Source organism: Pantoea sp. X-Soil-YNGN-785 (assembly GCF_059730585.1).
Map to the genome: position 1 here is coordinate 2,038,389 of NZ_AP035942.1, position 14,996 is coordinate 2,053,384.

Annotated in this window: 17 protein-coding genes; 9 read left to right on the plus strand and 8 right to left on the minus strand. The window is 55.5% G+C overall.

Going from position 1 to position 14,996, the window contains the following annotated elements:
• The first annotated feature begins 48 nt into the window (after window positions 1–48).
• The 3 genes from ynfM (at window position 49) to AC6I8E_RS09505 (ending at window position 3,199) form a co-directional block, all read left to right on the plus strand.
• Window positions 49–1,299 (plus strand): multidrug efflux MFS transporter YnfM/SxtP(Kp), encoded by a 1,251-nt coding sequence (gene ynfM, locus AC6I8E_RS09495; protein ID WP_195858075.1) that lies wholly within the window; start codon window positions 49–51, stop codon window positions 1,297–1,299.
• Between the two features lie 168 nt (window positions 1,300–1,467).
• Entirely contained in the window at window positions 1,468–1,728 is a 261-nt protein-coding gene (locus AC6I8E_RS09500) for a hypothetical protein (protein WP_095707169.1), read from the plus strand.
• 286 nt (window positions 1,729–2,014) lie between these two features.
• On the plus strand, window positions 2,015–3,199 hold the full coding sequence (locus AC6I8E_RS09505) for a sugar transporter (RefSeq protein WP_013357917.1): 1,185 nt from the start codon (window positions 2,015–2,017) through the stop codon (window positions 3,197–3,199).
• Window positions 3,200–3,277: 78 nt separating this feature from the next.
• On the opposite strand, the gene bhsA (AC6I8E_RS09510) is transcribed toward AC6I8E_RS09505, so the two are convergent.
• Both bhsA (AC6I8E_RS09510) and bhsA (AC6I8E_RS09515) read right to left on the minus strand, forming a co-directional pair.
• Window positions 3,278–3,535, minus strand: coding sequence for a multiple stress resistance protein BhsA (gene bhsA, locus AC6I8E_RS09510; RefSeq protein ID WP_013357918.1), 258 nt, complete (start codon window positions 3,533–3,535; stop codon window positions 3,278–3,280).
• Window positions 3,536–3,572: 37 nt separating this feature from the next.
• Window positions 3,573–3,830 carry a multiple stress resistance protein BhsA gene (gene bhsA, locus AC6I8E_RS09515; protein WP_013357919.1) on the minus strand — a complete coding sequence of 86 codons (258 nt, stop codon included), beginning with the start codon at window positions 3,828–3,830 and terminating at the stop codon, window positions 3,573–3,575.
• 308 nt (window positions 3,831–4,138) lie between these two features.
• Between bhsA (AC6I8E_RS09515) and AC6I8E_RS09520 the strand changes: the two genes are divergently transcribed.
• The gene (locus tag AC6I8E_RS09520) at window positions 4,139–4,789 is read left to right on the plus strand and encodes a TetR/AcrR family transcriptional regulator (RefSeq protein ID WP_147789204.1); all 651 of its coding nucleotides are present in this window, start codon (window positions 4,139–4,141) and stop codon (window positions 4,787–4,789) included.
• 34 nt (window positions 4,790–4,823) lie between these two features.
• Here the strand turns inward: AC6I8E_RS09520 and rhaM are convergent, their stop codons facing one another.
• From rhaM to rhaB, 4 genes are read right to left on the minus strand one after another with little or no spacing between them, the layout of a single operon-like run.
• Window positions 4,824–5,138: an L-rhamnose mutarotase gene (gene rhaM, locus AC6I8E_RS09525; protein WP_041456867.1), complete on the minus strand. Its 315-nt coding sequence runs from the start codon at window positions 5,136–5,138 to the stop codon at window positions 4,824–4,826.
• On the minus strand, window positions 5,128–5,970 hold the full coding sequence (gene rhaD / locus AC6I8E_RS09530) for a rhamnulose-1-phosphate aldolase (RefSeq protein ID WP_418162110.1): 843 nt from the start codon (window positions 5,968–5,970) through the stop codon (window positions 5,128–5,130). Before rhaD ends, rhaM begins: the two co-directional genes overlap by 11 nt.
• A gap of 10 nt (window positions 5,971–5,980) precedes the next feature.
• A complete protein-coding gene (locus AC6I8E_RS09535) occupies window positions 5,981–7,237 on the minus strand; it encodes an L-rhamnose isomerase (RefSeq protein ID WP_013357923.1) in 1,257 nt (418 codons plus the stop codon).
• Entirely contained in the window at window positions 7,230–8,702 is a 1,473-nt protein-coding gene (gene rhaB / locus AC6I8E_RS09540; protein WP_033783158.1) for a rhamnulokinase, read from the minus strand. The genes AC6I8E_RS09535 and rhaB overlap by 8 nt, the downstream gene beginning before the upstream one ends.
• 291 nt (window positions 8,703–8,993) lie before the next feature.
• On the opposite strand from rhaB, the gene rhaS reads away from it, so the two are divergent.
• Together rhaS and rhaR are read left to right on the plus strand one after the other, a co-directional pair.
• Window positions 8,994–9,815: an HTH-type transcriptional activator RhaS gene (gene rhaS / locus AC6I8E_RS09545; protein ID WP_033783160.1), complete on the plus strand. Its 822-nt coding sequence runs from the start codon at window positions 8,994–8,996 to the stop codon at window positions 9,813–9,815.
• 11 nt (window positions 9,816–9,826) lie between these two features.
• On the plus strand, window positions 9,827–10,693 hold the full coding sequence (gene rhaR, locus AC6I8E_RS09550) for an HTH-type transcriptional activator RhaR (RefSeq protein ID WP_095707164.1): 867 nt from the start codon (window positions 9,827–9,829) through the stop codon (window positions 10,691–10,693).
• Window positions 10,694–10,979: 286 nt separating this feature from the next.
• On the opposite strand, the gene rhaT is transcribed toward rhaR, so the two are convergent.
• Entirely contained in the window at window positions 10,980–12,014 is a 1,035-nt protein-coding gene (rhaT, locus tag AC6I8E_RS09555) for an L-rhamnose/proton symporter RhaT (protein WP_107319757.1), read from the minus strand.
• Window positions 12,015–12,372: 358 nt separating this feature from the next.
• Here rhaT and AC6I8E_RS09560 point away from each other — a divergent pair, with 358 nt between their 5' ends.
• Together AC6I8E_RS09560 and AC6I8E_RS09565 are read left to right on the plus strand one after the other, a co-directional pair.
• Entirely contained in the window at window positions 12,373–12,696 is a 324-nt protein-coding gene (locus AC6I8E_RS09560) for a hypothetical protein (RefSeq protein WP_107319758.1), read from the plus strand.
• A gap of 43 nt (window positions 12,697–12,739) precedes the next feature.
• Window positions 12,740–12,838 carry a YoaK family small membrane protein gene (locus tag AC6I8E_RS09565; RefSeq protein ID WP_146210980.1) on the plus strand — a complete coding sequence of 33 codons (99 nt, stop codon included), beginning with the start codon at window positions 12,740–12,742 and terminating at the stop codon, window positions 12,836–12,838.
• A gap of 3 nt (window positions 12,839–12,841) precedes the next feature.
• Here the strand turns inward: AC6I8E_RS09565 and AC6I8E_RS09570 are convergent, their stop codons facing one another.
• On the minus strand, window positions 12,842–13,108 hold the full coding sequence (locus AC6I8E_RS09570) for a DksA/TraR family C4-type zinc finger protein (protein ID WP_013357929.1): 267 nt from the start codon (window positions 13,106–13,108) through the stop codon (window positions 12,842–12,844).
• A 196-nt stretch (window positions 13,109–13,304) separates the two neighbouring features.
• Between AC6I8E_RS09570 and aldA the strand changes: the two genes are divergently transcribed.
• The gene (aldA, locus tag AC6I8E_RS09575) at window positions 13,305–14,741 is read left to right on the plus strand and encodes an aldehyde dehydrogenase (RefSeq protein WP_497823920.1); all 1,437 of its coding nucleotides are present in this window, start codon (window positions 13,305–13,307) and stop codon (window positions 14,739–14,741) included.
• The last annotated feature ends 255 nt before the right edge of the window (window positions 14,742–14,996 follow it).

The following is a 14,996-nucleotide window of genomic DNA, read 5'->3' on the forward strand; positions in this document are numbered from 1 at the left end:
GCCGCTTTCCTAAGCTGACGACAGGTTTTCTGACTAAGAGGAAGATGTGTGAGTCGCTCAATACAGGCAACAGTGGATGAGAAAGCGGTGACTGAACCGCAGGCGTCCGTTGCCGCAGCAGGTTATATCCGGCGGGGAACACCCGCTTTTATGCGCGTCACGCTGGCGCTTTTCTCTGCCGGGCTGGCGACCTTTGCCCTGCTCTACTGTGTGCAGCCTATTCTGCCGGTGCTGTCACAGCAGTTTGGTGTTTCTCCGGCGACCAGCAGTCTGTCGCTCTCAATCTCTACCGGCCTGATGGCGCTGGGCCTGCTGGTGACCGGGCCGCTCTCAGATGCCATCGGGCGAAAATCGGTGATGGTGACCGCTCTGATGCTGGCGGCCATTTGCACGCTGATCTCCGCCACCATGACCAGCTGGCACGGCATTCTGATTATGCGGGCGCTGATGGGACTGTCGCTCAGCGGTGTTGCGGCGGTCGGTATGACCTATCTGAGCGAGGAGATGGATGCGCGGGTCGTCGCCTTTTCGATGGGGTTATATATCAGCGGTAACTCCATTGGCGGGATGAGCGGGCGTCTGTTAAGCGGTGTCCTGACCGACCTCTTATCCTGGCGCATCGCCGTGGCGGTGATTGGCTGTTTTTCGCTGGCTTCAGCACTGATGTTCTGGAAAATCCTGCCTGCATCGCGTCATTTCCGCCCTATTACGCTGCGCCCGCGCAATCTGCTGATTAACTTCCGGCTGCACTGGCGCGATCCGGGCCTGCCCTGGCTGTTTGCCGAAGGTTTTCTGCTGATGGGTGCCTTTGTCACCCTGTTTAACTATATCGGCTACCGTTTACTGGATGCGCCCTGGCATCTCAGCCAGGCCGTGGTGGGTCTGTTGTCGGTGGTCTATCTCACCGGCTCCTGGAGTTCACCTAAAGCCGGTGCGCTGACCAGCCGCCTGGGACGCGGGCCGGTGATGCTGGGCGCGACAGCCATCATGCTGCTGGGTCTGCTGGTCACTGCCTTCGACTCGCTCTGGCTGATTCTGCCCGGAATGATGCTGTTCACCGCCGGCTTTTTTGCCGCCCATGCGGTCGCCAGCGGCTGGATTGGTCCCCGTGCACGCCGGGCGCGTGGGCAGGCTTCGTCGCTCTATCTGTTCAGCTACTATGTGGGTTCCAGCGTGGCGGGCACGCTGGGCGGTCTGTTCTGGCATAATTTCGGCTGGAGTGGAATCACGCTGTTTATCAGCGTCCTGTTAATCCTGGCGCTGCTGGTTGCCTGGCGTCTGCATAGTAAAAGACTCTGACTGATTTTTCTCATGCCAGGCCCCGACCTCTCCGGCGGGTCTGGCTGCTTGTCACGCTGAACATTCCCTTCAGATCCATAACAAACAAAACGTGCTTTTCCCGCTATAATCCTTTTTATTGTAATAATTCATCTGCTTTGCCTTTTAACACGGCAACAAGGAACGCCTGTGGCTCTCTACTATTACGTTAATAAACAATCGGGATATAACGATAATCATGTTGTTCATGCCGCGGGCTGCCCCCATCTTCCCGACATGAATAACCGACTGTTTCTGGGCAGTTTTTATCATGTGAACGCCGCTATTCTGCAGGCAAAAAAATATTATGCGGGCGCCATCGGCTGCGAAAACTGCTGTCCGCTTAATCACAGCGACCCGCAGGCCAGTCAGCTCAGCGTGGCCCTGAAACATACTCCACCATCGCGTTAATCGACTGGACAGCACGGAGGTAAAACGCTTTCCGCTGTGCTGTTCAATGACATTCTGCCTGAGGGCAAACCCCTGCTCTGAATGATGTCTGCACCGCTTCGCCCTCGATAACCTCAGGCTATCGCCCTGTCACAGGGCGATAATAAAAAATCAGCAATAAAAGGCATTTATAAGGTTTCGCTTCCCGCTTTATTCACTACAATGGTCAGTAATTTGTGACGCAGGTCACTTTCGCTGGATGTTTCTGCCACATCCGATTTCGCTGTACTGACTGACTTGACTCCTCATGCAACCAACAACTGTTTCACGTAAAACTGCCTGGCTACGCGTGGTATTGCTGGCCATCGCCGCATTTGTCTTCAATACCACCGAGTTCGTGCCGGTTGGCCTGTTATCTGATATCGCTGCTGACTTTTCAATGCAGACGGCTGATGTCGGGATCATGCTGACCATCTACGCCTGGGTCGTCGCGCTGCTTTCACTGCCGCTGATGCTGCTGACCCGCAATATTGAGCGACGGCTGCTGCTGGGCGTGCTGTTCCTGATATTTATCGTCAGCCACGTGCTTTCAACCGTCGCCTGGGATTTCCGGTCGCTGATGGTGTCGCGCGTCGGCATCGCTCTGTCTCATGCGGTGTTCTGGTCGATCACCGCCTCGCTGGCGATTCGTGTTGCCCCGGCGGGTAAGAAAACCCAGGCGCTGAGTATGCTGGCGACCGGTACCGCGCTGGCGATGGTGCTGGGCGTGCCGATTGGCCGCGTGGTGGGTCAGTATCTTGGCTGGCGCACCACTTTCGGCGCGATTGGTCTGTCGGCGCTGGTGCTGATGATCATGCTGGTACGTATTCTGCCGCGCCTGCCGAGTGAGCATACCGGCTCGCTGAGCAGTGTGCCGATGCTGTTTCGCCGTCCGGCGCTGGTCAGCATGTACCTGCTGGTGACGCTGGTGGTGACCGCGCATTACACCGCCTACAGCTATATCGAGCCATTTATGCAGACCGTCGCCCACTCCAGCGGCAATTTCACAACCCTGCTGCTGCTGCTGTTTGGTTCAGCGGGCATTGTCGGCAGCCTGCTCTTCAGTACGCTGGGTAACAAATTTCCTTCCGCCCTGCTGATTGCCGCCATTGCGCTGATCACCCTTTGCATGGGCCTGCTGATTTTTGCCGCCGTTCGCCCTGCCGCTATCTCCACGCTGTGCGTTGTCTGGGGAGTGGCGATGATGATGATCGGGCTGGGTATGCAGGTGCGGGTGCTCTCGCTGGCACCGGATGCCACGGATGTCGCGATGTCCCTGATGTCCGGCATCTACAATATTGGTATTGGCGCGGGCGCGCTGCTGGGTAATCAGGTCAGTCTCCATCTGAGCATGGCGGAAGTGGGGAACGTCGGCGGGATGATTGGTCTGGTGGCATTGCTGTGGTGTGTTTATATTTTCCGACGCTATCCGCAGTTACGCAGCAACGGATAATCAGCGCCGTACCAAATAAAAAAGGCTTCAGATAAGTGGGTTTATCTGAAGCCTGTTTATGATTATTTATAGCGCCTGTTACTTATAAAGAATGGCTGTGCCATGCAGGTTGTTGCTGCCAGAGGTCGAAGTGATGCGGAAAGACTTTGCGCCGACATCGCTGGCCTTCTCTGACAATTGCTGCTCCAGCGAGGTCAGATTCGTACTGCCCGTTGCGCTGATGACACCGATTTTTTGCTGATCCAACGGGGTGCTGCTCACCTGTTGGGCCGCCACGCTGGCAAAGGAGAGGCCACTTAGCACCGCCGCCGCCACCATCATATTGATACGTTTCATAACGAACCCCTTCTCACATTATCTGATGAACTGCCTGTTACTGATAGATCACAGCCGTGCCGTGCAGTTTGTTCTGACCGCTGGTTGAAGTGATGCGGAATGATTTCGCACCGGCTTCATCCGCTTTGGCACTCAGCTGTGCTTCAACAGAACTCAGGTTGGTGCCACCCAGTACTGAGATGGTGCCAACGGGCTGCTGATTAGCCGGTTCGCTGGTGACGAGATCAGCGGCAGATGCGCCAAAAGCCAGGGTAGTAAGCGCCAGTGCTGCCAGGGTGGTTTTGATGGTTTTCATAATATTCTCTCTGTCCGGTATTTGAATTCGGTGTGACTGAATTGGGTTGTCGCTATTTAGTTAACGACCGTTAACTAAATAATAGACCCCGATCTGGTTCGTCGTCAATATTTATTTAATGAACGTTATTTTATTCGCGAAGTGGCGTGATTATGGGCTTCCGCCCCTTTTATGACTTAACCATAGGGGCGGTAAAAATGCGCTGGCGCACAAAATGACAACGCTTGCGGCTGACATTTCCAGTGGGCCTTGCACATTTTTATAATGATCGGTAATTTAATAGGATGTTTTACTGTCTGTGAGGGTGTATGAGTCAGGTTCAGGATTGCGATGTAAAGAAATGCCGCGGCCGACCCAAAGTGTTCGATCGCGAAGCTGCGCTCGATAAAGCTCTGACCCTGTTCTGGACACACGGTTACGAGGGAACCTCTCTCGCCGATCTGGTTGCCGCCACTGGCGCAAAAGCGCCAACCCTCTACGCAGAGTTTGTGAATAAAGAGGGATTGTTTCGCGCAGCGATGGGGCGTTATGTAGAGAAGTTCAGCGCATGGCGTGAAGCAGCATTAGGCGATGATCAGTTACCGGTGGATCGGGCCATTGAGGCCTATTTCCGCTCTACTGCGGCCTGTTTTACCGAACGCGACTCTCCCGGCGGATGCTTCTTTATCTGTACCTCAACAGCCCTGTCGGCGGCTTCGGCAGAGATTGCCGCCATGCTGCAACAGCAGCATCAGTCGCAGGAGCATGTGCTGAGTGATTTTCTGCTGGCGCGCCAGCAGCGTGGCGAACTGAGTGCAGCAGTGAATATTCCTGCGCTATCACGTTATCTGGGTTGTATGTTGCAGGGTATGTCGGTACGGGCCCGTGAAGGCGCAGAGCGTGACGATCTTGAGGGTATTATTGATACGCTGATGGCCATGTGGCCAACGCTGACCGGCTTGTGTCAGGCCAGAGGCTAGAAAAACAGGGCGGCATTGCCGCCCTTTTCTTCATCTAGTTCAGGAAAAACACCGGTTTTAACGGCTGACTGACAGGACTGTTATCTGCATTAGACGGCATGAGATCTTTCATTGACGCCCACCAGCGCTGACACACCTCCGTTTTTGCCACCGCTTCCCAGCGTGCTTCAGATTCAATCTCAACGCTGGCGAACAGCAGATTCCGCTCTGCGTCCAGCCAGATAGCATAGTTGTGCGCGCCATGTGCCTTCAGCGTCTCAGCCAGTTCAGGCCAGATTGGGGAGTGACGACGTTCATACTCTGCATGACAGTCGGCATTCACCTGCATCACAAAGGCTTTACGCAGCATTGGCTGGGCCCACATCCAGCGCCGGTTGCCACGGCTTGACGCCAAAGCGCTCACCCAGCGCGATCAGCTGTTCGGTGGTGATGCTCTGGCGAATACCGCCCATCGACAGCACTTTGACGATCACTTCTGACGATTTTTCCGCCGTATCAATCAGACCAAAGGTTTCATCGAGTGTCGGGCCTGTGCCAAAGACGCCGTGGAATGGCCACATCACCAGAGTGTGAGACTGCATCTGTCCGGCAGTCGCCGTGCCGATTTCATCGGTGCCAGGAACCATCCATGGCAGCACACCCACGCCATCCGGGAAGACCACCAGACATTCGGTACTACCTTCCCACAGCAAACGGGTAAAGCGGGCAGAGTCCATCTCAACCACGTAGCTCAGAGCCATAAAGTTGGTCGCATGGCAGTGCATAATCACCCGATCTGCGCCTTTGCTGACGGCTTTACGTACCGCATGAGACTGAAAGTGTGATGCCAGCTCAGAGGTCGGCAAACCGCCATTCGACAGGCCCCAGTGAATTTTATAGGAAAGTCCCTTGTCATCGACCTGTAGCAGCGCCAGACAATCCGCCGGATCGAGCTGGACGTTACGCATGAATTTTCCTGATCCGGTCACCAGAAACCAGTCGTTTGCCAGCGCTGGCGCAGGCTGGGTCAGCTCAATGCAGCGCGGTTCCTTATAGAAATCGGCGGCAAAGGGTTTCACCTCCTCCTCCAGCAGACGGAGGCTGACGTTACCGCCGTTACGTTCGTCCCAGCCCTTCAGCCACATGTCGCTGGTCGCTTTGACCATTCCCTTAACAAACCCGGAAGAAAGAATGCTTTGCATAGTGAAATCCTTAACGTTGGCTCAAGATCTGTTGTTCATAATGACGGACATCGCCTAACCAGCTGGCATCAGCCGGGACGTCATGGCGCAGGCACCACGCTTCCCAGACCGCCTGCCATGGCAGTGATTTTTGCTCTTCCAGCAGGGTAAGCCGCGCGGTGTAATCGCCACTGTTCTCGGCCTGGCGTAAGCGGTCGGTTGGTTCCAGCAAGGCACGCAGCAGCGCTTTTTTGGTGTTACGGGTGCCAATAACCCAGGCGGCAATCCGGTTAATTGAGGCGTCGAAGAAGTCGAGGCCAATGTGCACTTTGTCGAACAGCTGATGACGGACGATCTCACTGGCGATAGCCTGGGTTTCATCATCCAGCAGCACAACATGGTCGCTGTCCCAGCGTACCGGACGGCTGACGTGCAGCAGCAGGCGCGGCACATAGAGCATGGCGGCGGAAATCTTGTCGGAGATCACTTCGGTTGGATGGAAATGCCCTGCATCCAGGCATAGCGCCGTCTGGCGACTGGCGGCATAGCCGAGATAAAACTCGTTAGAGCCTACGGTGTAGCTCTCAGCGCCAATGCCAAACAGCTTGCTCTCAACCGCATCAATATGATGCTGCGGGTTGATTTTTTCTGAGATGATTTCATCCAGCGCACTCATCAGGCGCTCACGCGGGGCCAGCCGATCCACGGTGATATCTTTCATACCGTCCGGCACCCAGATATTCATCACTGAGGGGGTGCCAAGCTGCTCACCAAATGAGGCAGAGATGCGGCGACTCGCTTTGCAGTGGTCGATCCAGAACTGACGGACGGTTTTATCACTGTGCGACAGCGTAAAGCCGTCAGCGCTTTTTGGATGCGAGAAGCAGCTTGGGTTAAAATCGAGGCCCAACTTATTCTCTTTGGCCCAGGCGACCCAGTTGGCGAAATGGGCAGGTTCAATGGCATCCCGGTCCACCGGCTTGTCGCTTTCAAGATAGATAGCGTGCAGGTTCAGACGTTTCGCGCCAGGAATCAGCGACATAGCCTTGTCGATATCACTGCGTAGTTCACTGGCATTCCGTGCCCGTCCCGGGTAGTTGCCGGTCGCCTGAATGCCGCCGGTCAGTGCGCCCTGCGGGTTCTCGAATCCCCGGACATCATCACCCTGCCAGCAGTGCATGGAGACCGGAATGCGGTCCAGCTGGCGCATGGCCTGTTCAACATCAACCCCATTATCAGCGTAGCGTTGTTTAGCCAGTTCAAAAGCCTGTTCAATCTGCTTAGTCATAAGCGGGTTCCTTAGCGGGTTGACTCAGCGTCGCGAAGCGTGCCTGACTGGCACTGAAGACGCTGTGTGTTTGCGGTTCGAATTTTTCGAGTGGGAAGTTGTTAATGACGCTGCAGCGGAAATCAGCCACATCGGTCAGTTCGCCCAGGGCAATCAGCTGGCAACCAACGTTACCCAGCGTGGAGGCTTCAATCGGGCCTGCCAGTACCGGGATCTGGCAGGCATCGGCGCAGAGCTGATTAAGAAAGCGGTTCTGGCTGCCGCCGCCCACCACGTGCAACTGGCAGAAAGGCTTGCCACGCAGTTGAGCCAGCTCCTGAATGACTTCACGGTAGAGCAGCGCCAGGCTGTCAAATATGCAGCGAGCCAGCGCAGCGGCAGATTGGGGCACCGGCATGCCCTGCTCTGCGCAGGCGTTCTGAATCTCATTAACCATGCTGTCCGGATTGATAAAGCGCGCATCATTGGGACTGATGAGTGAAACACAGGCGGGCTGACGGGCTGTCTCTTCAATCAGCATGCTGAGATCGTCAATCTGCAGTTCGCTGCAGATACGCTGCAACAGCCACAGCCCCATGATGTTTTTCAGTACGCGATACCCCTCTGCGCCGCCTTCGTTAGTGATGTTGGCGCGCAGTGCCGTATCGCAGGCATAGGGCTGCAGACTTTCGAAGCCCATCAGCGACCAGGTTCCTGAACTGAGATAAGCGGCGTCGTCCTGCATCAGCGGCGTTGCAAGAACTGCGCTGGCAGTGTCGTGAGTGGCGACGGCAATCACCGGAACCGCCGTGCCTGCGCGATTGATCCAGTGACCGACGGTATTGCCGGGTGCCTGCGGCTGACCGAACCACCGCGCGTCAACGCCCGCCCAGGCGAGCAAATCGCGATCCCACTCACCGCTGTGAATATTGAGCATTTGCGTGGTGGTCGCGTTGGTGTATTCCCAGTTGAGATTACCGGTCAGGCGATAATGCAGGTAGTCAGGTATCATCAGCGCATGCGCCACGCGGGCCTGCCAGTCGGGCTGCTGCTGATGCAGAGCGCGCATCTGGTAGAGTGTATTGAACGGCAGAAACTGAATGCCGGTTCGGGCATAAATGGCGCTGCGGCTCAGCTCATGCTGCGCCTGCTCCATCAGGCCGTGCGTGCGCGCATCACGATAGCTGACCGCTTCACCCACCTGCTCACCCTCTGCATCCAGCAACACCATATCAACACCCCAGGTGTCGATGCCGATACTGTCAGGGACAACGCCTTCATCATCTAACTGAGCCAGCCCGGCGCGTATCTCCTGCTCCAGCATAACCAGATCCCAGCAGTCATAACCGGCACGACGCTGGCGCTTATTTTTAAAGCGCCGGACCTCACGCAGTGCCAGCTGGCGCTGCGCGGCATCCCAGCTGGCGAGCATGACCCGTCCGCTGGATGCGCCGAGATCGATAGCAACAATGTTTCTCCTGGTCATGGCGACTTTTCCCTGTGATTAAGTGGTCACAGAGTAAAAATCTTGCCTGGTTGTCACCTTCCCCAGAATGCCAACAGGCGTAAGTGGCTGGCAGATGGGCAAAGAACTTCGTGAGGGAGATCACAGAGATGGCAGCAGAGGCGATGTGACCCCTGCCGCAAATCTGTTAACTGCCGGGGATTTCTTGAAAAATCAGCATGATTCCTGCTGAGTCCAGCTGAAAATTCAAGGTAAGGTAACGGCGTCCTGATTAGACTGCGTTACGGTTTTGTTAAGCAGCGAGAGACGACGATGACCATATTGCACAGTGCAGATTTTTTTCCCGAAGGCGATTACGCGATAGCGATTGAACCCCGCATACCGCAGGCAGCTTTTCCGGAACATCATCATGATTTTCATGAAATTGTACTGGTGGAGCAAGGCTCCGGCATTCATGTGTTTAATGGTCAGCCGCAGACGCTGTGTGCAGGCTGTGTCTGCTTTGTGCGCGATCACGATCGTCATCTCTATGAGCAGACCGAAAATCTTTGCCTGACAAATGTGCTTTATCGCAGTCCCGGCGCGTTTCGCTTTCTCTCCGGGCTGCAGGCCTTGTTGCCCTGCGATCAGGACGGGCAATACACCTCTCACTGGCGTATCAATCACAAAGTGATGGCGCAGGCGCTGAGTGTGACAGCGAAGATGCAGCAGGATGATACCTGGTCGCTGGAGAAACAGGCGCACCAGGAACAGCTCTTTTTGCAGCTGCTGGTGTTGCTGAGGGAAGCCTGTATTGACGGGCAGAGTCAGGATCAGGAAGCACGGTTGCATCGCCTGCTCGACTGGCTTAGCGACCATTACAGTGACGAGATTGTCTGGGAGGAACTGGCTGATCGCTTCTCCCTGTCACTGCGAACCCTGCATCGGCAGATGAAGCAGCAAACCGGCAGTACGCCGCAGCGCTATCTGAACCGTTTGCGGCTGTTACAGGCTCGTCATCTGCTGCGTCACAGTGATATGCGAATTACCGATATCGCCTTCCAGTGTGGATTTGGTGACAGTAACCATTTCTCAACCCTGTTCAGGCGCGAATTTGGCTGCGCACCGCGAGCGGAGCGCCAGCAGATGTTGTAAAGGAGCAACGTATGGCATTGATACTCAGTCGGGATGACTATTTTCCCGCTACCAGTTTACCGGTGGCGGTTGCCGAAAGGATGCCCCAACCCTCCTTTCCGCCCCATCAACACGAGTTCAGTGAAATCGTGATTGTCTGGCGCGGTAACGGCCTGCATGTCCTCAACGATCGTCCCTGGCTGATAACCTGCGGCGATGTTTTTTATATCCGCGACAGTGACTGCCATAGCTACGATAGCGTCAACAATCTGGTGCTGGATAATATCCTCTACTGCCGTGACCGCTTTGGCCTTGGCCTTGACTGGAATCAGCTGCTGCCTCAACAGGGACCGGACACGCCCGGCTGCTGGCGTCTGACTACGCGCGGCATGTCCCTGGCCCGTGGCGTTATCAGCCAGCTGGAGCGTGAAAGCCGCAAAAGCGATCCGCTGTCAGTACAGCTCTCTGAGGCGCTGTTTTTACAGCTGGCATTGATTCTGCGCCGCCATGGCTACGCCGCCGATCGTCCATGGGCATTGCCGGAGGGTGAACAGCTCGATCTGCTGATGTCAGCCTTACAGGGTGCCCTTGCCCGCCCCTTCGATCTGGCGGCGTTTTGTCAGCAGAATCAGCTCAGCGAGCGGGCGCTGCGGCAGCTTTTTCGTCAGCAGACCGGGATGACCATTGGTCATTACCTGCGCCAGCTGCAGCTCTGCCAGGCAAAATATCTGCTGCGCACCCAGGATTGCCTGATTAGTGAGGTCGCCGCCCGCTGTGGCTTTGATGACAGTAACTATTTCTCGGTGGTCTTCACCCGTGATACCGGTTTAACGCCCAGCGCCTGGCGTCAGCGATTTATTGCGCCACGGCAGGTTTCGAAAAGTACCGAGTCTGACTAAAAAGGGCCTGTGTTGGAGGCCCATTCAACACCCTTCCGGCAAGCAATTTAGCGCACTGAAATTCCCCCAATGAATTATTAGCAGCAATGATTATGCTAAAAAGCGCAGGGAACACGGCCAGAAGAGGAAAGCGTCCCGCGACAGGACGTCGCGGGCCGAGCAGGCCATGGATGGCGGCTTTTGCGTCTTTCCGATCTGACCGTGTTCCCTGAGCGGGCACGATCTGACCGCCATTCTGCTAACTCTAAGGGCCTTCTTTATAAAGACACTGTCTTTGTATTCGCATTCAGGCCGCCATACCCAGCCCGACGATGTTAGCGGCAATGATGATCACCACACAGCCGATCGATAACACGCTCACCGGGCGACGCCCTGCTGACTTCCACTCTTTCATCAGCAGGCCTACCAGCCCACCACACAGGACGTAAAGGCTCATGTGCAGCATCCAACTGACATAGTCATACTGCGCCGGGATGCGGGCATGGCCCCAGGCGTAAAAGAAGAATTGCAGATACCACATGGTGCCGCCGAGCACGGCAAAAGCGGTATTGGCAATCAGCAGCGACTTTCCGACAGAGAAATCTTTACGTACCGACAGCTCAGGCCGGGTGGCCAGCCGCCAGAAACAGAAGGCCAGATTCACCAGTGCCCCGCCGCCCATGATGATGACGTAGCTGGGTAAAGCCACATAGAGCGGATCGATGCCCAGATTAGCCGCGGCCTGATGCATCGGTTTCGCCGCGTCCATCGCAAAGGACATACCCGCTGAGAAAATGCCGCACATCACCGCGAGCAGCAGTCCTTTTCTGAGGTTAAACTCTTCGGCGTTTATCCCCAGCGCTCGCTCCTTCAATAGCCCGGCACGCGTCACTATCCCAACACCAATCAGCGCTACCAGCACGCCCAGCAGGGTTAACCGGCCCCCTGCCGAAGCAAACAGTTCGCCAAAACGGCCCTGCAAGAGTGGCGTCATCAGCGTGCCCACCACCAGGGTAATGCCAATCGCGATACCGATCCCCATCGACATGCCAAGGTAACGCATGGTCAGGCCGTAGTTAATATTGCCTATGCCCCACATCGCGCCAAAGAGAAAAACCGGCGTCAGTTGCGACAGCGTAAAACTGCTGTAATAGGCCCTGAAGTCTGGCAATAAAATGGCACTGACCGCCCACGGCAGGATAAGCCACGACATCATGCCGCCAATTGACCACATGGTTTCCCATGACCATCTTTTCACCTGTTTAAAAGGCGCGTAAAAACATGCGGCGCTGGCAGCACCGACAAAATGCCAGAAGATACCTGCAATAATGGCGCTGTTCATTGTTATTCCCCGGTTAGGTTGAGGCCTGTCGGAAACCTGTCAGCTTCCGTTCAGCAGGCAGTCTACGTTTTGCAGGAATTCCTCAGCCTTTGGATAAATGCCGGAAGCCGCAGCGGAGTGGCAATATTTACCCGTTATTAACGTTAAGGATCACAATTTCACAGTTGTCAGATAACCGGACAATGAATAAGGTAAGTATCTTATTATTCTGACTTTTTTATCGTTTTGCTGTGTGGCGCAGCACACTTTTAAACTGACTGCCATTTAAACTGGTATGGTGGCAAAAGGGCAAAGAAGCCTTCTTTACCGCAGACAAGGTCGTATAAACTGGGGCAAATTGATGGGAACAGGGATTGGAATGACAACGAGGTGGTTAACACTGTTTCTTTCGCAGTCAGTCAGCCGGGTGATGCTGGATGATCTCCGGGCGATACTACCTGCAGATGCGATAAAGGTGTTTGTGAATGGTCTGGATGAAACACACTATGCCACCATTGAGTGTGTGCAGGCGGAGCAACATTGCGCCCTGATCGCCTCGGCGATTGTGGTGTGGCGTCAGCTCGGCCATGTGCACCATATTATTTATAAAAAAGGCGAGGTGCTGCGTGAGGAGAACGAGGCAACCCAGTTCCAGCTTTTCACCCTGCTGAAAACCCACCGCGCAGTCCTCCAGATCTCATGATAAGATCGCGCTCCCTGAAATCGCTGTTTGCAGCAGGTTGAATATGAGAATTGGAATTCTGTTTCCGATCGCCATCATCGTGGCGGGCGTGGGCTTTCTGGCGTGGTTTATTAGCAGCGGCCTGGCGATGCCAGGCTCCTGACCGTTAGCGCAGCTGACTGTCTTTACTGCCACGACGGTTATATAAGCTGCTGGTCTGCTGCTGTTTATCGATTTTTTCCTGACACGCCACGCAGTAATGCACCCCTTTGAGTGCCTGACGGCGCGCTTCAGGAATCGGTTCGCCGCAGAGTTCACATTCGGTGGCGCTTTCGCCCTGCCCGAGCGATTGTCTGACCCGCTCAATCCCGTCGTTAACGGTGCTATCAATCTGTTCCTGTACTGCGCCGTCTCCTGCCCATCCGCTTGCCATTACTTAACCCCTTTTTCACGATTTCACTCCTTTAAATCTACAACAGATTGACGTTTTTGCCGCAGAACTCACCGATATCTGTGATTGGCTGCCAACCGGACGCGCAAGCTGGCAATAAACTAAAGGTCACGCTTAGGGATCTGTTTCACCCTGCTATCACATTATTGCAACGTATCGATAGCGGAGAGCCAAGCGAATGACAACACATCATCAACATTACATTAATGGCGAGTTTGTCGCCCATCAGGGTGACCAGTGGATTGAAGTCATCAATCCGGCCACTGAAGCGTTGCTGTCACGCATTCCACAGGGCAGCCGTCAGGATGCCAGCCTTGCGATCAATGCCGCCGAAGCCGCTCAGCCGGCGTGGGAAGCGTTGCCTGCGGTTGAACGCGGCGTCTGGCTGCACAAAATCGCCAGCGCCATCCGCGACCGCGAGCCTGAACTGACGGCGACCATCGTGGCGGAAGGCGGAAAAACCCAGGGCCTGGCGAAGACTGAAGTGCTGTTCACCGCCGACTACCTCGATTACATGGCGGAGTGGGCACGGCGTTATGAAGGCGAGATCATCAACAGTGACCGGCCCAACGAAAACATCTTCCTGTTTAAAAAAGCGATTGGCGTCACCACCGGGATTTTACCGTGGAACTTTCCCTTTTTCCTGATCGCCCGCAAAGCAGCGCCTGCCCTGATCACCGGCAACACGATTGTGATTAAACCCAGCGAGCTGACGCCGATCAATGCCGCACTGTTTGCCGACATAATCCAGACGCTGGGTCTGCCAGCTGGCGTCATTAACATTGTCTATGGTCTGGGACCGGAAGTGGGACAGGAACTGGCGGCCAATCCAAAGGTCGGGCTGGTGAGTCTGACGGGCAGCGTCGGCGCAGGTATCGCCACCATGGAAGCCGCGGCTAAAAATGTGACCAAAGTGTCGCTGGAACTGGGCGGCAAAGCGCCCGCCATCGTGATGGAGGATGCCGACCTCGATCTGGCGGTGCGATCCATTATCAGCTCACGCGTGATCAACAGCGGCCAGGTCTGTAACTGCGTGGAGCGCGTCTATGTGCAGGAAGGCATTTATGATCGGTTTATCAGCGCACTGACTACCGCGTTTCAGCAGGTGACGTTTGGCGATCCCGCCGAACGCAGTGATATCGACATGGGACCGCTGATTAATGCCGCCGCCCGGGATCGGGTCGAGCAGAAAGTGGCTGATGCCGTTGCCGCAGGTGCAAAAGTCGTTGTGGGCGGCAGGCGCACCGGAGAGAGAGGCTTCTTCTTCCAGCCTACGCTGCTGACCGATGTGCGTCAGGAGATGGCGATTATGCAGGAGGAGATTTTTGGCCCGGTGCTGCCGGTGATGACCTTCAAAACGCTGGATGAGGCGATTGCGCTGGCTAACGATTGCGAGTATGGACTGACTTCCTCAATTTATACCCGGAATCTCAATACCACGATGATCGCGCTGCGCAAACTGAAGTTTGGCGAGACCTATGTGAACCGTGAGAACTTTGAAGCGATGCAGGGCTTTCACGCTGGATGGCGTAAGTCGGGTGTCGGCGGAGCCGATGGAAAACATGGTCTGGAGGAATATCTGCAGACCCATGTTGCCTATTTACAGTTCAGTTAAAAGCAGGTCGGTTTAACGGCCCGTTGAGATTGATAACGCAGGCTGGTTCGTTTCGCGGTTGAGATCGCGCCTGCGCAGGAAACAGGGTCAGATCAGAAAGTCGCAAAATCCGCCAGCCATGGCATGCCCGGCCCGCGCAATTACGCACCTCATCCCTGAGGTGCGCCCGTTGCCGGGCCAACGCTTCGTATTGTTCAAAAACGCTCCCGGCGTTTTTAGTACGCACCTCATTCCTGAGGTGCGCCCGTTGCCCGG